Below are 22,187 nucleotides of genomic sequence, written 5' to 3'. Positions count from 1 at the left end.
AAAAAACTCCCCTAACTTGGGGAGTTAATTTACGACGCTTTCTTCTTTTTCTTGGATAAGATCTTGCATTCTTTGACGATCACGCTCAAGAATTGGCTTTAAGTACTTTCCAGTATGAGATTCAGGAGTTGCTGCTATTTTCTCTGGTGTTCCCGTAGCAACAATCGTGCCTCCCTTGTCCCCCCCTTCAGGACCTAAATCCACAAGATAATCCGCTGCTTTAATCACATCTAAATTATGCTCAATCACTAGAACAGTATCTCCATTTTCAACAAGCCTTTGCAGGACAACTAAAAGTCTTGAAATATCATCGACATGTAGTCCTGTCGTTGGCTCATCGAGAATATAAAGAGAACGACCAGTGGAACGACGATGAAGTTCCGATGCCAACTTCACCCGCTGAGCCTCTCCACCTGACAACGTCGTAGCCGGTTGCCCAAGCTTAATATAACCAAGGCCGACATCATAAATGGTCTGCATTTTACGCTGAATCTTAGGGATATTTTCGAAAAATTCGAGTGAGTCCTCGACGGTCATTTCTAAAATATCGGAAATACTTTTCCCTTTGTATTTCACTTCTAACGTTTCCCGATTATAACGTTTTCCATGACACACTTCGCATGGTACGTATACATCAGGAAGGAAATGCATCTCAATTTTAATAATTCCATCACCACGACACGCTTCACAACGACCACCTTTTACGTTAAAACTAAAGCGTCCCTTTTTATAACCGCGAACCTTTGCTTCATTTGTGGCCGCAAAGAGATCACGGATATCATCGAACACACCTGTATAGGTAGCCGGGTTTGAACGCGGCGTTCGACCAATTGGTGATTGATCAATATCGATAACTTTATCTAAATGCTCCATTCCCTTAATCTCTTTATGCTGCCCTGGTCTTGTTTTTGCTCGATTTAACTTTTGCGCTAACGCTTTATGCAAAATTTCATTTACGAGCGTACTTTTTCCTGAACCTGAAACTCCTGTAACGGCAACAAACATACCTAGCGGGAATTTAACACTGACGTTTTTGAGATTATTTTCCTTCGCTCCCTTAATTTCAAGGAAACGTCCATCATCCTTTTTCCGTTCGATCGGAAGTGGGATGAACTTTTTACCCGATAGATATTGACCTGTGAGCGAATTCGGATCTTCCATCACTTCTTGGGGTGTTCCGGCGGAGACAACTTCTCCCCCATGTACTCCTGCTCCTGGTCCAATATCAATTAAGTAATCAGCAGCTAACATCGTATCTTCATCATGTTCAACGACAATAAGTGTGTTGCCGATATCTCGCATATTTTTAAGGGTTCCGATGAGACGATCATTATCCCTTTGGTGGAGCCCAATAGATGGCTCGTCTAATATGTAGAGAACGCCTGTTAATCGAGAACCAATTTGGGTCGCCAAACGAATCCGCTGTGCTTCTCCTCCAGATAATGTTCCAGCTGCCCGATTTAGGGTTAAATAATCGAGACCAACATTGACGAGGAAGCCGAGTCTTTCCCGAATTTCTCGAAAAATCGCGTTGGCAATCTGCTTTTCTTTTTCAGTAAGAGTGATGCCATCCATTTTATCAAAAGCTTCTCGAATAGATAGCGATGTCACATAGGCAATGTTTTCCCCATCAATGAGGACCGCTAAGCTTTCTTTCTTCAGTCTCTTGCCCTTACAAGTAGGACATGGCTGTTCCGCCATATATTTTTCCATCTGCTCCCGAATATAATCAGAGCTTGTCTCTTTATAACGGCGTTCGACATTTCCGATCACACCCTCAAATTGGATGTAGTTCTCGCGAATTTGTCCGAAGTCGTTCTCATAACGGAAGTAGACCCTATCCTTTTCTGAACCGTAAAGAATTTTCTCGATCTCATGATCTGGTAAATCCTTCACCGGTGTATTCATATCAATTCCGAAATGATTACAAACTGCCTCAAGTAATTGCGGATAATATTGAGAACTGACTGGTTCCCAAGGAGCAATCGCACCCTGTTTTAACGTAAGATCCCAATTTGGAATAATCAATTCTTTATCAACTTCAAGCTTTGAGCCTAATCCGTCACAATCAGGACAAGCTCCAAAGGGACTGTTAAAAGAAAACATTCTTGGTTCTAACTCACCAATTGAAAAACCACAGTGTGGACATGCATGATGTTCACTGAATAACAATTCCTCTTCCCCGATCACATCAATAAGGACCTTACCATCGCCAAGCTTCAAAGCGGATTCCAATGAATCGGCTAGACGAGAGCTTACTCCTTCTTTGACGACAATCCGGTCAATGACGACTTCGATTGAGTGTTTTTTATTTTTATCAAGGTCAATTTCTTCGCCGAGATCATGCATTTCACCATCAATACGTACGCGAACATAACCTTGCTTTTTAATATCTTCTAACACTTTGACATGGCTACCTTTACGACCAGAAATAACTGGAGCGAGCACTTGTAACTTTGTGCGCTCTGGGTATTCCATTACCCGATCGACCATTTGTTCAATCGTTTGTGAAGTAATTTCAATTCCGTGGGTCGGACAGGTTGGTCTTCCAACCCTTGCGAACAACAATCGTAAGTAATCGTAAATTTCTGTTACCGTTCCAACGGTGGAACGAGGATTTCGACTCGTTGTTTTTTGGTCAATTGAGATCGCCGGTGATAACCCTTCAATCGTGTCCACATCCGGCTTATCCATTTGTCCTAAAAATTGTCGCGCATACGCAGACAATGATTCGACATAGCGACGTTGCCCTTCTGCATAGATCGTGTCAAAAGCGAGAGAGGACTTTCCTGAACCAGAAAGTCCTGTCAGTACAACAAGCTTGTCTCTCGGGATGGTGACATCAATGTTTTTTAAATTATGGGCCCGAGCTCCTTTTACAACTAATTTCTCCATTGCCATTGTTTCGTTATCCCTCCGCCTTCAACTCTAAAATTAAATCACGCAACTCAGCCGCTCTTTCGAAATTGAGCGCTTTTGCCGCTTCCTTCATTTCCTTTTCCATATCTTCAAGCACTTTTTCTCGTTCCTTCTTCGTTAAAGAACCAAGTTTTTTCGCTGGTGTATTGTAATCTTCTGTCTCCTCGGCAGCCATTGTCGCTCGAATCGCTTCACGTATATCCTTCTTGATCGTCGTTGGCGTAATGCCGTGCTTTTTATTGTATTCTTCTTGAATTGCACGACGACGCTTCGTTTCACTAATCGCTAGCTCCATTGAATTCGTCATTCGGTCCGCATACATAATGACATGACCATTCGAATTACGAGCAGCCCGCCCCATTGTCTGGATAAGTGAACGTTCCGAACGGAGAAATCCTTCTTTATCTGCATCCAATATCGCGACAAGAGAAACCTCTGGAATATCTAAGCCTTCTCTTAAAAGGTTAATTCCAACTAAAACATCATATTTTCCAAGACGAAGCTCGCGAATAATCTCGATCCGTTCGAGTGTCTTCACCTCTGAGTGCAAGTAATTAACCTTTATGCCGATTTCTTTAAGATAGTCAGTTAAATCCTCTGACATTTTCTTTGTTAACGTTGTGATGAGAACCCGTTCGTTTCGTTTGATTCGCTCATGAATTTCGCCGATTAGATCGTCAATCTGTCCTTCAATCGGTCTTACATCAATGGTTGGATCGAGGAGACCTGTTGGACGAATGATTTGTTCCACCATTTCAGGAGTATGTTCCATTTCATAAGGTCCTGGTGTAGCCGAAACATAAACAGCCTGACTTATATGCTTTTCAAATTCTTCAAATCGTAGGGGACGGTTATCGAGCGCTGAAGGCAACCGGAAGCCATGCTCTACGAGCACCTGCTTTCTCGCCTGGTCCCCATTGAACATACCGCGAACCTGTGGTAAGGTCACATGGGACTCATCGATAACGAGGAGGAAATCCTCTGGAAAATAGTCAAGTAACGTATATGGTGTTGACCCTGCTGGTCTTAATGTCAGATGTCTTGAATAGTTTTCAATTCCGGAACAAAAGCCCATTTCTCTCATCATTTCGAGATCATAGCGTGTTCTTTGTTCGAGTCGCTGAGCTTCTAGGAGCTTGTCATTGTCTCGCATGTATTTCAAGCGTTCCTCGAGCTCTTTTTCAATATTTTCAATCGCTACTCTCATCTTCTCTTCACGGGTTACGAAGTGAGATGCTGGGAAAATGGCGACATGTTCTCTTTCGCCCATAATTTCACCAGTTAAAGCATCAACCTCACGAATTCGATCAATTTCATCCCCGAAAAATTCCACACGTAGGCAATGTTCATCCTTTGATGCTGGGAATATTTCAACAACGTCCCCTCTTACTCGGAAAGTCCCACGTTGAAAGTTAATATCATTTCGTTCATATTGAATGTCAACTAAGCGCCGGAGAAGCTGATTACGCTCAATCTCCATCCCTGTTCTTAACGAAAGAACCATTTCTCGATATTCCTCAGGCGAACCTAAGCCATATATACAGGAAACACTAGCAATAATAACGACGTCTTTTCGCTCAAACAATGATGAGGTTGCTGAGTGACGAAGCTTATCGATTTCATCATTGATGCTCGAATCCTTCTCAATAAAAGTATCAGTAGAAGGAACATACGCCTCTGGCTGAAAATAGTCGTAATAGCTGACAAAGTATTCCACGGCATTATTAGGAAAAAAGTCTTTAAACTCACTATAAAGCTGCCCTGCCAACGTTTTGTTATGAGCAATAACAAGGGTCGGTTTATTGATTTCCTTAATGACGTTGGAAATCGTAAATGTCTTCCCCGTTCCTGTCGCTCCAAGCAAGGTTTGATGCTTTTTCCCCTCTTTTATTCCCTCAACAATTTTTCGTATTGCCTCTGGCTGATCCCCTTGAGGTGAATATTTTGAAACCAATTCAAACTGATCCTTCACACTAAAGCCTCCTCCACTCGTTCCGAAAAACTCATATTCCCATTCTACCACAAACATCGAAAAACTAACCAATAATATGCGAACGGATATTCGTTTTTTTATAAGTTTGGATGGTTTTTAGTTAGGTTGGTTCAATATTTTGGAATAAGGAAGCGTTTTTGATGGGGTTTGGGTTATTTGGGTTAACTTGAGGTGACGCTATTGAGGTGATTGCGGGGGTTTACGAGTTTATTGCGGGGGTTTTGGCGATGATTGCGGGGGTTCCGGGGTTTATTGCGGGTAAATCGGTGATCATTGCGGGGGTTTGAAGGTTTATTGCGGATTTGGCCAGTTCACCACACACTCCACTCCCCGCTCTCAAAAGTAAAAATCGACCATGGAACAGCAATTCCATAGGTCGATAGGCAGCAGTGTCTTATAAATCTCTACTTCCGTCCCCTCACCAACATCCGTTGTGCATACCAAAAACCAGTCGTTAAAGAGAGGGCATCGATGACAATGAGTAGAAAAGAGTTTGTATAGCCTTTATAGACAGATGCTGCGATTAATGCGACCGTCAATACGAGGCCTATAAAGCGATTGTAGGTTACCCTAGTAAACAACACGACAAGAAGTCCTGGTAAAATAAGTGCCATAATCATTTTCGTAAACACTATCTACACCTTCTTCATAATAGTTACATAGCTCTATTAAACTAAGAATAGCTTTTTTCGAACGGATAAACAAGAGAGGCGAATACAAACAGGCCAGCGTCCGTCGCTGGCCGTTTCCACAGAGAACATTCTAACCCTTCAAATAAGTAACCTTATTTTCCTGCAAAATGCTTGAATCTGGAAGTATTGCACTTTCTTTTAGTTGGAGGACCATTTTGTTAAATAAAGGCGCCAGTCGGTCTCTATCTACTTCATTCAGTATAAATTCGAAACCGTAATTGTAAAGATCATTTTCTTCAAGCTTCCACACATTGGTTCCAATCAATTTGACTTCTCTACCTAATACTCGAGTTGTGATCTGAATAACCATGTCTTTTTGAACAGGTAAGTTAATATTCGAAATATATTTTAACCCTCCAAGGCTTAAATCTTCGATGATAGCCTTGGACGATCCTAACTTCACTTCTTTATTTTTAAATTTGACGATCGTCATGTCAGCTGTTAAAGGAGTATTTAGCCGTATTCGGTAAAACTTTCTTTTATTCTCAATCGCTTCAGCAGATGCTCTTTTTTGTAATGGTTTAATATATTCTTTTTTTAGCAATACTTTAAGCTTTTTCTCCGATACTGGCCGACTATAAATATAACCCTGAATTTGTTGACACTCCTGCTGAAGCAAGAAATTAAGTTGTTCTTTTGTTTCTACGCCTTCAGTGACTACATTAATATCGATCTCTCGACACAAATAAATTAAACTTTTGACGATAGCATCATTTTCTTTTTTCAATGTAATGCCATCAATGAAGGATTTATCAATTTTTAAAGTGTCAATATTCAAATCCTTCAGATATGACAACGATGAATAGCCCGTCCCAAAATCGTCTAAAGCCACTTTGACGCCAAATGCTTTCAGTTCTGAAATGATCTGTTTTGTCGCCTCCATATTTCTTATAATCGTTTGTTCTGTCAGCTCTAATTCTATTAAGCTTGGATCGATTCCCGCTGTAAAAATCATTTTTTGAACTGTATGAACAAAGTCAGATTTCAATAATCTCTTAGGCGATACGTTGACAGAGACAGGAACAACTGGTAGATCTTGCTTCACCCATTTTCCAAGTGTTTCGCAAACCTCCTGCATCACCCAATCACCTAGCTTAAATATAAAACCACTTTCCTCCGCTAATGGGATAAATTCAGCTGGTGCAACAATCCCCCATTCAGGATGATTCCAACGTACAAGGGCTTCAACACCTTCAATTCTTGAGGTCTTTGGATTCACCTTAGGTTGATACTCCACATATAGCTCTTCATTCATGAGTGATTTTCTTAAGTCTTTTTCCAAATGATATAACTTAAAGGATTCCACATTCATGGAAGGAGAGAATAGCTGCCAATCGTTTCTTCCCAATTCTTTTGCATTATATAATGCAACATTTGCATTGCTTAAAAGTGTCCGAGAATCCCGTCCATCTACTGGATACATACTGATCCCTATACTCGTGGTGATAAATAGCTCATAGTCATCAATATAAAATGGTTTCTCCATCTCTTTAATAATGACATTCGCCATCTGGAGGGCGTCCTCTAATCCCTCAATTTTATTAAAAATAATGGAAAATTCATCACCACCGATGCGAGCGACAAATGTCTCATTACCTAAAATCGACTGTAACCGATCGGTAAAACCTACTAGTAACTTATCTCCGATGTCGTATCCAAGGGTTTCATTAACTAATTTAAAACGATCGATATCTAACCTACAGACTGCCAGCTTTTCATCACGGCCATTTACTTGTTTGATAAACTGTTGTAATTTTCTATCATAATATCTTCGATTTGGGAGCTTCGTCTGATAATCATGATCAGCTAAAAAGGCCAGAGTCTCCTTATGCTGTATCATTTCTGTAATATCTCTGACAATTCCATCCACGCGGATTAAGTTTCCTTCTCGGTTCAAATACGGAATGATTTGCCCCTCAATCCATTTCAATTGTCCATTCTCATCAATGATCCGAAATTGGTGGTTGATTTCTTCTCCACGACCTAGAAGCAACAGATTTTTTTCTACTTCTTCCCGGTCTTCTTCATAAACAGATTCCTTCCAAAGCAAAGGATTCACTTTTACTTTCTCTACATCAATACCGTATACTTCACTGAATCCTTTCGAACAAAAAGTCATTTGATTCGCAACCAGATCATGTGACCAAATCCCAACCCTTAAACGATTTGAAACCGAATTGAACCGTTCTTCACTCTCTTCAAGCTTTGATTCTAGTTCTCTGAGTTCAGTAATATCCTGTATCGTTCCAAAACCACGTTCAACTTCTCCTTCTTCATTAAGAATGACATTACAGTGAACGAAAAGAACACGTACTTGACCATCATCCCGAACAATTCGGTGTTCAAAATCGATATTTCGCTTTTTTTCAATTGTTTTATTGTAGCTATCACAACAAATTACTTTATCCTCAGGATGTACATACTGTAAAATTTTTTCACAAGTAATTTCGTAATTGTCCTTTTCAATTCCAAAAATCTCATAGAGTCGTTCATTCCAATGAGTCTTATCTGACTTTACGTCATAATCCCAACTTCCAAAATTGGTGAGCCTTTGCGACTCCTCTAATTGCTGTTCAATTCGAGTAATCTTTTTTTCATAGGCTTTGACAGTGGACATATTCTTGCAAACAACAAAAATATACGTTTCAGAGGGAATAAGCGAAATTTTAATTGGAATCTCTTGACCGGATTTCCTTTGCATCTTCATGTCAAATGTAGTCGTGAATCCTTGAGTTGCCTTATGGAAATGATATCGAACCTTCTCACTTTTCTTTGATTGAAAAAAAGACTGCTCTAATTGTACTTTTTCCTTCATTCGATACCCTAGAAGTGTGCTTAACGCTTTGTTTAGAGAGACAATCTCTCCATCAAAATTAACGATAAAAATAGCCTCCGGATTGTCTGTAAAAAGCGAGAAAGACTCACTAGATGTATCTATGTTATCTTTTTGAGTATGAGAAAATATATTGAATAGTCCCATCTTATCCCTCTTTTCTCGATTTTCACTTGCTAATCATCGGTCCCGCAAACACTACTTTTTCCACACTCTATCCATTTTTGAGATAATCCTCCACAATTAGACTAATTATAACATTTTCCGACACTAGCAATAAAGAAGTGCAAACCCTTTCGTAAATAGGTAAAAATACCTATTTTTTATAATTACGTTCACCTCTTTTACATATATTTCAAAATCAATATAGACAAAAAGGTGTCCCTTGAACGTTTCTCAGGACACCTAAAATGCACTCAAATTGTCTACCCCTTCAAATAAACCCCCTTCTTCTCTTGCAAAATACTTGAATCTGGAAGTATTGTGCTTTCTTTTAGTTGGAGGACCATTTTGTTAAATAGTGGTGCCAGTCGATCCCGTTCCACTTCATGAAGAATGAATTCAAAGCCGTATTCGTGAAAGCCATTTTCTTCAAGCTTCCAAACATTACGGCCAAAAAACTTGACTTCCATGCCGAGAATTTGCGTTGAGATCATAATAACCATGTCTTTTTGAATAGGTAAGTTAATATTGGATAAGTATTTAAGCCCTCCAAGACTTAAATTTTCGATGAGCGCTCTTGAAGAACCGAGCTTTACTTCTTTATTCTTAAATTTAACAATCGTCATTTCAGCCGTAAGTGGAGTATCTAAACTGATACGATAGTATTTTCTTCTATTTTTAATAGCCTCAACTACCGCACTTGTTTGCAGTGGTTTAATGAACCCCTTTTTTAATAAGGATTTGAGCTTTTTAACCGATACAGGTTTGCTATAAATATAGCCTTGAATTTGTTGACACTCTTGTTGCAGAAGGAAGTTAAGCTGCTCCTTTGTTTCCACTCCCTCAGCTACGATATTGATCCCTACTTCTTTCGATAAGTAAATCAAGCTTTTTACAATCGCATCATTTGCGTTTTTCAAAGTCAATCCATCAATAAAAGACTTGTCTATTTTAAGCGTATCAATATCCAAATCCTTTAGATACGACAACGATGAATAGCCTGTCCCAAAATCATCGAGGGCAACCTTCACTCCGAACTCTTTTAATTCGGTAATAATGCTTTTTGCGACTTCCGTATTCTTTATAATCGTTTGCTCGGTTAATTCCAGTTCAATTAAACCTGGCTCAATTCCGGCCTCCTCAATCATTTTCATCAATGTTTCTACAAAACCTGCCTTTAGCAGCCTCTTTGGTGATATATTAACCGATACGGGGACGATAGGGAGTCCTTGCTTTTTCCATTTTCCTAGCGTTTCGCAAACTTCTCTCGTTACCCAATCGCCCATTTTGAAAATAAAGCCACTTTCCTCCGCTAATGGGATAAATTCTTTAGGGGAAACGCTCCCCCACTCAGGATGGTTCCAACGGACAAGAGCCTCTGCTCCTTCAATTCTTGAAGTTTTTGGATTCACCTTTGGTTGATACTCAATATACAGTTCATCATTAATAAGGGATTTCTTTAAATCCTTTTCTAAATGATACAGCTTAAAGGACTCGACATTCATAGAAGCGGAAAAAATCTGCCACGTGTTTCGACCTAATTCTTTTGCTTTATATAAGGCTGCATCAGCATTTCTCAAAATGGTGCGATAATCCTTCCCATCCATTGGATACATGCTAATTCCAATACTTGTCGTGACTAAGAGTTCATATCCATCAATATAAAAAGGCTTCTCTATCTCATCAATAATGCCATTCGCAAGCTTGATCGCTTCCTCTAATTCTTTTATCTCATGTGATAAAACGATAAATTCGTCTCCTCCTATACGGGAGAGAAACACCTCTGGACCTAAATGAGCTTGCATGCGCTCTGAAAAGCTGACAAGAAATCTATCCCCAACTTCGTGTCCAAAGGTGTCGTTTATATATTTGAAACGATCCAGATCTAAATAGAAGACAGAAAATGAATCGTTTTTTCTACTAGAAACTTCAATTAACTCTTGTATTTTTCTTTCATTGTATCTTCGATTTGGTAGCTTCGTTAAGTAATCATGATCTGCCATAAAAGCTAATGATTCCGTATAATTCACACTTTCTGTTATATCTCTTACAATTCCATCCACACGGACAACATTTCCTTCACGATCAAGATGCGGAATAATTTGACCTTCAATCCACTTTATTTGTCCATTCGCGTCAAGGATACGAAATTCATGATTGACGTCTTTCCCTTCTGATAGTAACAATGCATCTTTCTCTACAAATCCGCGGTCTTCTGGCAAAATATATTCCTTTAGGAGATCTGGAGTTAGTTTAAGTTCTTCAATACTAGTACCGAATATATTTTCTAATCCTTTAGAACAAAAAGTGATATTGTTATTCTCAAGATCGTGAGACCAAATCCCAACTGACAAGTGATCCGCAACAGACTTATATCGTCCTTCACTCTCCTCTAATTTTAATTCTAACGTTCGAATTTCTGTAATATCTTGTATTGTCCCGAAAGTTCGTTCAACTTCCCCATCTTCATCCAAAATAACATTCGCTCGGACGAAAATAACACGTTCTTCGCCATCAGGACGGACGATGCGCTGCTCGAAATCAAGTTCTTCCTTTTTTTCTAAAATCAAACGGATGTTATTAAGATAGATTTCTTTATCATGGGGATGTACATATTGATAGACAGTCTCCGAATTAATCTCGAAATCCAGAGCAGAAATCCCCATAATCTTATAAATTTGTTTACTCCAATGGGTTTTATCTGACTTGACATCATGCTGCCAATTTCCAATATTCGTTATCCTTTGAGAATCTTCTAACTGATCGCTGATTCGAGTAATCTTATTTTCATAGCTCTTAACTGTTGTCATATCTTTACATACGGCAAATATAAACGTCTCAGAAGGAATGAGCGAGATGTTAATTGGAAGTGTGCGGCCAGATTTTTGATGGATAGACATCTCAAAAGAAGTAGAAAATCCTTGTGTCGCCTTATGAAAATGGTACCGAACTTTATCATGCTCTTTTGATTGAAATAAATGTTTCTCAAGGACATCTCTTTCTTTCATTCGATACCCTAAGAGGGAACTTAGATTTTTATTTATGGAAACAATTTCACCTTCAAAATCGAGAATAATAATCGCTTCTGGATTGTCGGTAAAAAGTGAAAAAAAGTCACTAGATTTTTTATTTTTATCTTTTTGATTAGGAGATAATAGATTGAATAGTCCCATTGTCCATTTCCCTTTCATAAACATAAATTCAAACTTAAATTTCCGAACATATCTACTCTTTTATCATATAAGAATTTTCCCGTTCTCTATATGCTGTAAATATTGGCAAATTCCATTTTATTGAAGTCAATAACGACTATTTTCATAGCCTATTTGTAAGGATCGATAAAAAGAATTGATTAACTCATCGAGCTCTTGGCTACAACGAATGGTCTCAGAACTATGTAACCCCTTATCCATCGCAATACGAACTAATCTTTCTTTATGCTCCGCTATTTCTTTAAGGATTCTTTCCCCTTCCTTTAATCGATCCATGTCCATCCTCCTCTTGAACATTGCCTGTTCTTGTTACCCTTATTTTGGAGAATATTCATACTTTTAGTAATCCCCTCTAATTCCCAATTCCTCTTATTCCTTATTTTTAGGACAATATTCCTATTCTTTCCTATTTACGATAGGAAGCTTCTTCTGGAAAGATATATATATACGTCTCGCTTATGTTGAAAATCATTTTTTTCTCTGTTAAAAGGGTTAAGTATTTTCCCAATTGAGTTTCGGTTACCCCATACTTCCTAGTGAGAACATGAGGATCCCATCCCTTCTGAATATATAAGACAACTAAACTTATCAGTAGTGACTCTTCCATCCTCTCTCCTCCGATCGAGTTTCTTTGACCACTCGTATATTTATTTTGCTAGAAACACTAGCTTATAACTATCCCCCTAGCCTCCCTATTTCCTCACTAGGAATGGGATCCTAGACATAAAAAAACTGCTGAGATTATAAACCTCAGCAGTTTTTCATTGGGGTGTATACCCCATCTGATACACCTTTGCAATTGCTTGGGAACGGTCGGTCACGGCAAGCTTTTGTAAGATGTTCGTCATATGATTTTTTACGGTATGGTCACTGATAAAGAGAGATTGGGCAATTTCACGATTGTTCAAACCTTTTAAGACTTGATGCAACACTTCCATCTCCCGATTCGAAAGATTTAATCTTGCTTTCATCTCGTCTTTTCCTAATCCTACTTCCACTTGGTTTTCCGCACCAATTGGAATTTCAATTTCAGCCCTATAATTCTTCGATTCCCATTCCTCAAACTTTTGGAAAAGAGGGTCATCCATAAGCTGTTGCTTTAATTGAAAATCGATCTTCTCTCCAATATGTTGAAGAACAATAAAGAGGATCTTGGCCAATCCATTTTCAACTATTTTCAACTCTTTTGTTTGAAAATAGTGCTCCATGATTTCCATCGTTTCTTTTTCTGAAAAGGAATCTAGCAACACGTCATGCTCATAGAAAGCAAGTGTACACGCATTCCTTAATGCATTGATTTGCTGAATCGATAAGCCCACCTCATGAGCAAATGCTCCAATGAGTTCTTGAGCTTGTACACTCCGTTCAAATTTTGCCGGTTCTTGTTTTTCTAACATTCTTGATAAGAGATGGACCATTTTTTCATCCGATTGTTGGGCAGGTTCCTTTTGCAGCAAGTACAAGGAGATACCGCCTGCAATACCCAAACTTGATAAAAAGGGGATATACGGATTGACTTCATCCTTACTTCGTACCCCAATACTGAGGACTCCGAATACTTCATTTCGAAACGAAATCGGCATTTCGTAAACTAAACTTCCACTATCAAGTCGATGAAAAATTCCTTTTGTTTCTTCCACCTGAGTACTGCCAAAGTACCGTTTCCCTAAATCACGACCATAATGATGTAAATGGTCATTTTTCATCCCTCTCGATAAGAATGATAACTTCTGCTCATCTTGCATTTCCTTAAATAGGACACATGCAAAGGAGCCGGATAAAATATTCATGCCCATATCAATCAAGATATAGAGGACCCTTTTCATATTATTCACTTTCGTCATTATACTAAATATTTCATTGAAAGTGGATAGCTGTAAAAGGTGATGATTAAAGCTCTCTCTTAAGCTTTGTTGCACCATGAAAACTCCAATAAATGAAGCGAGAATGCTAATATCTTCAGAATTAAATAGGCCCTCTTCCTTTTCACTGCCCCCAAATAAAAGCCCTTTCGTTTGGTTTCCTATTTTGATCGGGTGGCAAAATAAACTCTTTGGTGATAGACCACTCTTCTTATATGGTAAAAGGCGTGGATCGTCTTGAATATGGGTCCAATAGGAATACTCTTCTGTAACAATTACTTGGCCTAAAAACCCTTCTCCTAATGCAATTTCCATCCCAACAACCGCTTCCATCGTGTGACCAAGAAAATGCTGAACCGCGTAATTATCCTGTTCCTTTTGCACAGCGATTCCCACGAAACTAAGCTCTGGATGTAAATCTTTAAATTGTTGCAGAAGGATATCTAAATTGAATCTTTCATCGGTAATATACTCGACGGCCAATTTTGCATGGGAAATTTTCCTTTGATAAGCATCCACCTTCAATTGAGAATGACGGATCGCTTGAATCGATTCTGACAGTTGCTGAAAGGCAACAAGAATTTTTCTTTTTTCCTCTTTAGAGACCATTTTTAAAGAATCTAAATGTTGAAGGAAAATCGTTTCCTCAGCACGTTCTTGTAAATATCGCTTCACAACCTCAACAGTTTCATCCTCTAGGATTACTCCACCAATTAAATAATACCGCTCCAGTTCACTTATTATAACGGGTGAAACGAGCACCTTTAAACCTGGCAAAATATCAACATAAATGGTACTTTTTATTTTCGCTAGATTTGGAATGGCCTCCACCATTTGCTTTGAAAATGACTCTTCATATTCCCTTTTCGAGTATGAAGTCTCCGTCTTGTAAGATCGATTTTCATCGACCATGACAATCATTAAATCAAGTAAATCGGCATAGCCATCCTGAAGGCTTTGGATGGTATTTTCTACTCCCATAGGACTTCCCTCGAAATTTGGAAATTATCAGGTTGAACATACCGGTAAATCGCCTGATCTCCTTCGCCGATCTTTTCAAGAATGGAGACGGCCACCAAATGCTCTAATATGAGTACCAACTCATTTGTTTTTCTTCCTAATCTCGACGCCAATCCTTCAGCCGTTTCCAACGTATAAGGATTTTCCTCGAAGAAAAGGGTACACTCCACTTTCAGGGGATTAAATGGTAACATATGATTCCCCCCTCCTATATCAGATTAATATATGGCTTCATATTTATATTCTCAATAAGCAATGGAGCTGACATTTTGCCCGTTGGTGATTTCAATAACTGGACATACTGGTAACTTCCTTCAACCCATGTTTTGATGACTCCATTTGAGGTACGTTCAATAAAGCTTGATAATTGTGGTCCTAGCTCTGTAAAATTGGACAATGCCAAAACACTAAATCCTGATGAATTAAGTCTTGAGATTTCTTCCGCATAGAAGGTTTCAAGGAATGCTCTACCTCTCTGGGAAACAATCGTATTTAAATCATAATAAACGAACCATTTTTCATTTTGATTTAAGCTTGCATTGATAAACGGATCTAAACCATTCATTACTCTCTCTCGATACTCATCATTATTCAATTTCGATACATCCAAAATCGCTTCCTCAAAACCTGATGGAGCAGGACGATTATAATGTTCAATGAAATAGATCTTCTTTTTAGCCACATAGTCTTTTAAACTTACTCCATAAAGGCCGTAAAGAAATTCCAAGTCATTAATTGTTGAAAGACTCGATAACAGAATGATTAAATTTTCTCCTGCTAAAAGGCGATTCGCGGCAATTGACACGGCTAAATACTTATAATTCGCTTTACTATTCGTATCTAAAATAAATGCGGAACCTTCAGGAATTCCTCCATCAAGAAGTTGATCGAGTTTCGCAATACCTGTTGTGACCGCTGAAGAGTTATACATATGCGCCTTGTCTTCAACCATTGAAAAAGCGGGCAATAAATGAATGCCGCGATCGGTAATTCGGTAAATATGCTCCCCTTCTATAATCTTCCGACCTCTCATCTTTAACACTTCAAGCGTTCGCTGTCGATAATGCTCTTTGTAATCTTTGAGGGATAAGCGAATGACCCCATCGACTACATAATTAATATATGACGTATCTGGATCCATCGCTGAAGTTTGCTCTTGAATCAGCAATGAAGTCAAATTGAACTTCCTTAAAATATTTCGAAGCTTATAGAGCGTTTTTCTCTTTATTTCAACACTCTCATCACCAATCTGAAAAAGACTAATGCTGTCGATCGCTACTCGCTTACAGCCAATTTCTCGGATCATTTGCTCGAACAACCCATCCTGCTTTTCCATTTGTTCTAATAACACCTGTGGCGAGATGCAAAGTACTCTCAATTTATTTTCACGTTCTAATGCTGGAATATCCCAACCAAACGCTTTCATTTCTTTATATAATTGTCCAGGTAGTTCTTCAAATGTAATATACATTCCTGGCTCATCATATTGTACAGCACCATTATAGAGAAACTGCATACTTAAATTCGTTTTTCCTGTTCCAGGTAATCCTTCTATTAAAATCGAAGCACCTGTCGGAAATCCGCCATTAAGTAGAAAGTCAAGTCCTTGAATCCCTGTTGCCGTATACTGACTCATCTATTTCTCCCCCTTGCTTTTTTCATCAGATTTTTACTTAAGAACAATGGTATCTATAAAATCTATTATACCTTTAATAGAAGGCCTATTAAATACTTTTCGAAAAACGGTAAACAAGTTATATATGTTGAAAATTATTAAAAAATACGGTCTTCATCAAGAAGACCGCATTCTCTTTCTACTAGTATTTATATCTTTGAATAAGTTCCTGTAATTCCTCTGCCATTTGCGCTAGAGACTTAGCTGAAATCGAGATTTCTTCCATGGAAGCTAATTGCTCTTCCGTTGAAGCAGCCACTTCCTCTGATGTTGCTGCATTATTTTTCGCAAAATCGGCCACTTCATTTGCCACCACTTCCACTTCCTGCAATCCTGCAGACATTTCCTCCGCAGTTGCAGAAATCGACTCCATTTGTGGCGTGATTTCTCTCATGCTTACTAAAATTTCGTTGAATTTCCGAATCGCTTCACTAGAAACATCCAGACCACCCTTAACATCGTCTGTTACATGGGACATTTTCTCAACAGTCGACTCTGTATCTCGTTGTATCGTCTGGATGAGTTCTGCAATTTGCTGAGCAGAAACTTGTGATTGTTCCGCAAGTTTCCTCACCTCATCAGCAACGACGGCAAATCCTTTCCCAGCTTCTCCCGCTCTCGCCGCCTCGATTGCCGCATTTAAAGCAAGGAGATTCGTTTGATCAGCAATTCCGGTTATCACTTCTAAAATTGAACCAATCTCGTTAGAGCGTTGAGATAGAAGTTTAATAATTGCATTAGATTCTTGAACAGAAGCATCAATCGACTTCATCTGCTCCATCGTTTTGCTAACCGATTGGCCACCTTCTTCTGCTTTTTCTGTTGTTGCTTTTGTTAATTCGGTAACTGCGTGAGAACTTTTAGCAATCAGCGTTGAACCTTGAGAAAGTTCATTAATGGCCTCCACCGTTACATCTAACGATTGGGTTTGTTGCTCTGCCCCACTTGCCACTTCGACAATCGCAGTTGCCACCTGATCTGTGGCCTGGCTCGTCTGCTCAGAACTTGCCGTTAATTGATCTGCTGAAGCGGAAAGTTGCACAGAACTCTCTTCTAATTTCTCCAATAAATTTCGCAAGTTTTGTTGCATATCGCTAAAGGAATGAGCCAGTTCACTAATTTCATCATTTCCTTTTGCCTCTATATTCTCCGTTAAATCTCCAGCTCCAATTTTAGTTGCTTTCAGTTGTAAATCTTTCAATCTATTTGTGATCGAGCGAACAACTAGAAAGACAATCACAATGCCGATAACAAGCGATATTACTTGGATAATGAGAGAAAGATTGCGAATTGGCTGGGCCGTGTCTTTTATTTCCTGCTCAAAAAATGTTCCGGCGATCTTCCAGCCCGTCGTTTCGTTCGTGACAAACGTCATTTCCATCTTCTCACCGTCAAGTACGTACTCAAAGTTTCCTGTTTCTTCAGCATATAGCTTTTCGTAAAAGCTATCCTCTGCCGATGCTCCAACTTCTGCATTTGGACTAACGACGAAGTTTTTGCTTGAATCTAATAAAATCGCATAGCCTTCTTCACCGATGACGACATCTTCTGCGAGTTCTTGCATCGTCTGAATATCAATATCCATTCCAAATACACCTGAACCGTCCGCTACCGAATGAGCAACCGAAACGACCATCCCACCTGAAGCCGCATCAATATAAGGAGAAGTGATCACCGTGTTACTTTTATCTCCTTCTGCATCTGTGTACCAAGAGCGAGCTCTCGGGTCAAAATCAGCTGGTAAATCAATTTCAGGATAGGTAATCATCCGTCCATCAGCTGTCCCAACATATACAACCATCACTTCTGGATGGGTGTCAATATATTGCTTTAACATTGTCTTTAATTCTGAAGTGGAAATAACATCTTCATAAAGTCCAGATTTTAGCTGTTGGGAAAAATATTGGGCATCATGCAGTTTCGGGGAGAAGGTATAATCAATATTGGAATTTAATAATGAGACGCTCCCTTCCGCCCCTTTAAGTAATTCGTTCCCAAGCTCCTTTTCTGCACTTTCATAAGAAAAGAAACTAACAATAAACGTTGGGACAATTAAAAAGACCAAAAATATAATATAAAGTTTGGCTTTTAAACTCAATCTCCATTTTGCAAATAACTTTTTCATCTCTCTCTACTCCTTCTATTTGTGAAATTCGCATGACCATTTCTAGTAATTCTAAAAGATGCCGATAAAAAGCTTTGCGAATCGATATATATTAAGAATTATATCGGTCAAAACGAGAAACTTATATAGGAAATACTTTACTAAAATATGAATTTTTTAAGGTTTTTTACTAATTTTTTTATTTAAGCGATTACATTTTCCACAAAGTGGAGTTTTTTTCAAAAGACAATAAATACTAACAATGATTTATGAAACTTTTTTCGTTAATGGAGCGTAAATCAGTATAGAAGGTAGGTGTTCGGTTTCATGAAAAGAAAAGTATTTTTATCTTTGTTGATCATGGCATTGCTGTTCTTTTTCCTTCCAAAAGTAGGATATGCAGTGGATTATTCGATTACAGATGTTAATATAGAAGCTTTTTTGGAAGAAAATGGTGAGGTTCATGTAAAGGAAGTTCATACCTATTCCTTTGACGGAGACTTTAATGGGATCACAAGAGAGATTTTCCCAAAAGAAGGAACAAAGATTACAGGTTTTAAAGCGAGTGAGAAAGGAAAATCATTAAAGATTGAAAAAGACGAGGAATTGTATAAAATTCACCGCAAAGGTTCTGATGAAACCATCACCGTTGAGTTGACTTATACGATTGAAAAAGGCGTCGATGTGTATACCGATGTGGCAGAATTCTATTGGCCCTTCTTTGATGACCGAAATGAATCGGCCTATGAAAAAATGACCATCATCGTCCATCCTCCAGCGGCGACAAATGATGTATTGGCATTCGGCTATGATGAAGCATTTGATCATGAAGTGATTCAACAAGATGGTTCTGTTCTTTTTCAATTAGGAGAGGTTCCTGATGGGGAAAATGGAGATATTCGCGTTGCCTATCCAACTTCCCTTTTTCCGACAGCTAACGTGGCTGCTGACAAAGTGATGAAGGACAACATTGCCCAAGCACGGACAGAGCTATATGAAAAAGCAGCAGCAAGAGCGGCCACGCAGGAAAGGCTTAACAGCATTTCATTCTTTGTTGTAATTGGCTCGCTTATCTTCTTACTCCTATTTTCTTTCGTCGCTGGCATGCGCGCACGTGGAAAAAAGATCGATGTTGAACGGAAAATGCAGCAAGCATTTTTCATTCCAAAGCAATCATTAAGCATACCGGCAATGATTTATTTTACAAAAGGACATATTCCAACAGAAGCCATCTCTGCTGCCCTTCTCGATTTAGTGAGAAAAGGATATGTAACAAAAACTGGGGATACGTTCCGCTTAGTGAATACGCATACGCCTATCAAGCATGAAGAGATTCTGATCAATTTCCTTTTTCATGACATTGGCTCAGACGGTGAGTTTCGTTTTGAGGACTTACAAAAATACACGAAAAACAAACTTAATCATGGAAAATACCAAACGAAGATGCAGGAATGGCAAAAAGCTGTTCAAAATGAAGTAAAAGAGCAAGAGTTATACGAGAAAAGCGGAAAGATCCGTTCTTTCCTTGGCACGATAGGCATCCTTCAATTAGTTTTTGGTTTCATTACACTAGGATTCGAATTATTCGGATGGTTCTTTGCCTTACTAGTTTTGTTTATCGTTTATCTCATACTTGCCTTAACGTACAGACCAAAAACTTGGAATGGACTCATGATTACATTCGAATGGCGACGAATGAAAGAGCAATTACCTATAGTATCCATAAAAGAATGGGAAAGCTTAACTAGCGATGAACAAATGCGTTCCTATATTTATGGCATCGGCATGAATGACAAAAAAATCATCGAAACCAATGAGGAATTCATCCAGTCATTCAGGCCCCCTGTTCATCATCAAAACAGTAGCTGGGATCCTTCTACCACTAATCTCCATACACTAATGCTTATTGGCCCACTCGCTTCAACAAGTTTTCAATCGGCCCAAAAAAATACAACGGCAGATTCGTCTTCCAGTAATTCTTCGATCTCGACCGGTGGTGGAGTCGGCGGCGGTGGTGGCGGCTCAGGTGCGTTCTAAACATATGAAGAGAGGCTGGACATTGCGTCAGCCTCTTTTGCTTTATTAGCGAATGGTTTTCAGTGCTCGGCTCCAAGTCTTAACGATGCAACAGAGTTCTCAAATTCCTCTTTCTCCTGTCAATTATCATGCTCATACGGATAAAAAATGAGAAGAAAGAAATGATATGGATAAAAGGACCTTAGGAGGAAAAGAGTGTGAAAATATTTCGTATATTTTTCTTTCTGTTAATATGTTTTATTTTGACTAGTTGTGGCAATCAAGACAATACTGACAACGAGGATGGCGATTTGTTGGCCGAAGTAAAGGACAGTGGCAAACTTCGAATTGGAACAGAAGGTACCTATCCTCCCTTTAGCTTTCATAATGATGCAGGGGAATTAACAGGATTTGATGTAGAAATCTCACGTGAAGTCGCCAAGCGCATTGGGGTTGAGTCTGAATTTTTCGAAACTCAATGGGATGCGATGTTTGCTGGCTTGGACGCTAAACGCTTTGATATGATCGCCAATCAAGTAGGAATTCGCGAAGATCGCATTGAAAAATATGATTTTTCCGATCCGTATATAACGTCGGCCGCCGTTCTCGTAGTTACAGAAGATAATGAATTCATTCAAGGATTTGAAAACATCGAAGGGTTAAAATCAGCCCAATCATTAACAAGCAATTATGCAGACATCGCAAAGCAATATGGAGCAGAAATTGTAGGGGTTGAAGGTTTTAATCAAGCAATCGAGTTGCTAAACTCTGGTCGCGTAGACGTAACGATTAATGACAAATTAACTGTGTTAGACTTTTTAAAGCAACGACCTGATGCCAAAGTAAAAATCGCGGCGGAAAGCGAGGACGCTTCTCAAAGTGGCTTAATGTTTAGAAAAGGAAGCGATACCCTCGTTGAAGAAGCGAACAAAGCGTTACAAGGCATGATTGATGATGGTACCTATTTAGAAATCTCAGAAAAATGGTTTGGTGAAAATGTTCTTGAATAGTATTATCGCCAACCCTGAACGAATAGAAAAACTCATCAATATCGCCAAAAGTTCCCTCCTTCCTCTATTGGAGGGGGCTATTTTATATACGATCCCCCTAACGCTCTTGACGTTTGCGCTCGGGCTTATTTGGGCCGTTATAACTGCTTTAGCAAGGATTTCAGAGGTGAAAATTCTACAAATAATCGCCAGAGTTTACGTCTCTGCCATTCGTGGAACCCCTTTATTAGTACAGCTATTCATTATCTTTTACGGGTTGCCAACGATTGGTGTCATCATTGACCCATTTCCATCGGCGATTATCGGTTTTTCTTTAAATATCGGAGCCTATGCTTCCGAAATCATCCGTGCCGCCATTTTATCGATTCCAAAAGGACAATGGGAAGCAGCCTATTCGATTGGCATGTCCTATGGTCAGGCGATGCGAAGAGTTGTTCTTCCCCAGGCAGCTCGTGTTTCGGTCCCTCCTTTATCGAACACGTTCATTAGCTTAGTGAAAGACACCTCCCTCGCTTCACTTATTTTAGTAACGGAAATGTTTAGAAGGGCGCAGGAAATCGCCGCAACCAATTATGAATTTTTATTGTTATACAGTGAAGCAGCTCTTCTCTACTGGATTATTTGCTTCGTTCTATCCATGGGACAGAGCAAACTGGAGGCTCGACTTGATCGATATACAGCGCAATAAG

General features: G+C 39.1%; 14 protein-coding genes. 3 read left to right on the top strand and 11 right to left on the bottom strand.

All coding sequences use genetic code 11. From position 1 onward, the window contains the following. Nucleotides 1-24: 24 nt before the first annotated feature. From uvrA to AA0X71_RS03140, 11 genes are all read right to left on the bottom strand, one after another. A complete protein-coding gene (gene uvrA / locus AA0X71_RS03190) occupies nt 25-2,901 on the bottom strand; it encodes an excinuclease ABC subunit UvrA (protein WP_413359125.1) in 2,877 nt (958 codons plus the stop codon). A gap of 7 nt (nt 2,902-2,908) precedes the next feature. Then, nucleotides 2,909-4,891: an excinuclease ABC subunit UvrB gene (gene uvrB, locus AA0X71_RS03185; RefSeq protein ID WP_413359123.1), complete on the bottom strand. Its 1,983-nt coding sequence runs from the start codon at nt 4,889-4,891 to the stop codon at nt 2,909-2,911. A gap of 425 nt (nt 4,892-5,316) precedes the next feature. After that, a complete protein-coding gene (locus AA0X71_RS03180; RefSeq protein ID WP_413359120.1) occupies nt 5,317-5,544 on the bottom strand; it encodes a CsbA family protein in 228 nt (75 codons plus the stop codon). A gap of 130 nt (nt 5,545-5,674) precedes the next feature. After that, nucleotides 5,675-8,584 (bottom strand): EAL domain-containing protein, encoded by a 2,910-nt coding sequence (locus AA0X71_RS03175; protein WP_413359118.1) that lies wholly within the window; start codon nt 8,582-8,584, stop codon nt 5,675-5,677. A gap of 278 nt (nt 8,585-8,862) precedes the next feature. Further along, the gene (locus AA0X71_RS03170) at nt 8,863-11,772 is read right to left on the bottom strand and encodes an EAL domain-containing protein (protein ID WP_413359116.1); all 2,910 of its coding nucleotides are present in this window, start codon (nt 11,770-11,772) and stop codon (nt 8,863-8,865) included. Between the two features lie 126 nt (nt 11,773-11,898). Continuing rightward, nucleotides 11,899-12,087, bottom strand: a complete 189-nt coding sequence (locus tag AA0X71_RS03165; protein ID WP_413359114.1) for an aspartyl-phosphate phosphatase Spo0E family protein — start codon at nt 12,085-12,087, stop codon at nt 11,899-11,901. Between the two features lie 130 nt (nt 12,088-12,217). After that, nucleotides 12,218-12,418 (bottom strand): hypothetical protein, encoded by a 201-nt coding sequence (locus AA0X71_RS03160; protein ID WP_413359113.1) that lies wholly within the window; start codon nt 12,416-12,418, stop codon nt 12,218-12,220. 154 nt (nt 12,419-12,572) lie between these two features. Then, nucleotides 12,573-14,654: a LuxR C-terminal-related transcriptional regulator gene (locus AA0X71_RS03155; RefSeq protein WP_413359110.1), complete on the bottom strand. Its 2,082-nt coding sequence runs from the start codon at nt 14,652-14,654 to the stop codon at nt 12,573-12,575. After that, nucleotides 14,645-14,887: a hypothetical protein gene (locus AA0X71_RS03150; protein ID WP_413359108.1), complete on the bottom strand. Its 243-nt coding sequence runs from the start codon at nt 14,885-14,887 to the stop codon at nt 14,645-14,647. The genes AA0X71_RS03155 and AA0X71_RS03150 overlap by 10 nt, the downstream gene beginning before the upstream one ends. Before the next feature lie 14 nt (nt 14,888-14,901). Then, nucleotides 14,902-16,329, bottom strand: coding sequence for an ATPase domain-containing protein (locus tag AA0X71_RS03145; RefSeq protein ID WP_413359106.1), 1,428 nt, complete (start codon nt 16,327-16,329; stop codon nt 14,902-14,904). Between the two features lie 181 nt (nt 16,330-16,510). Beyond that, nucleotides 16,511-18,493: a methyl-accepting chemotaxis protein gene (locus tag AA0X71_RS03140; protein WP_413359104.1), complete on the bottom strand. Its 1,983-nt coding sequence runs from the start codon at nt 18,491-18,493 to the stop codon at nt 16,511-16,513. 306 nt (nt 18,494-18,799) lie between these two features. Here AA0X71_RS03140 and AA0X71_RS03135 point away from each other — a divergent pair, with 306 nt between their 5' ends. The 3 genes from AA0X71_RS03135 (at nt 18,800) to AA0X71_RS03125 (ending at nt 22,186) form a co-directional block, all read left to right on the top strand. Next, complete coding sequence (locus AA0X71_RS03135; RefSeq protein ID WP_413359102.1) at nt 18,800-20,509, top strand: DUF2207 domain-containing protein; 1,710 nt, start codon at nt 18,800-18,802, stop codon at nt 20,507-20,509. A gap of 197 nt (nt 20,510-20,706) precedes the next feature. Continuing rightward, complete coding sequence (locus tag AA0X71_RS03130; RefSeq protein ID WP_413359100.1) at nt 20,707-21,498, top strand: amino acid ABC transporter substrate-binding protein; 792 nt, start codon at nt 20,707-20,709, stop codon at nt 21,496-21,498. Next, entirely contained in the window at nt 21,485-22,186 is a 702-nt protein-coding gene (locus tag AA0X71_RS03125; RefSeq protein ID WP_413359098.1) for an amino acid ABC transporter permease, read from the top strand. The genes AA0X71_RS03130 and AA0X71_RS03125 overlap by 14 nt, the downstream gene beginning before the upstream one ends. Nucleotide 22,187 lies beyond the last annotated feature (1 nt).

Source organism: Robertmurraya phoenicis (genome assembly GCF_047302285.1).
Lineage (GTDB): Bacteria > Bacillota > Bacilli > Bacillales > Cytobacillaceae > Robertmurraya.
The sequence above is the reverse complement of the archived record's forward strand: the minus strand, read 5'-3'. Positions and strand labels throughout refer to the sequence as shown.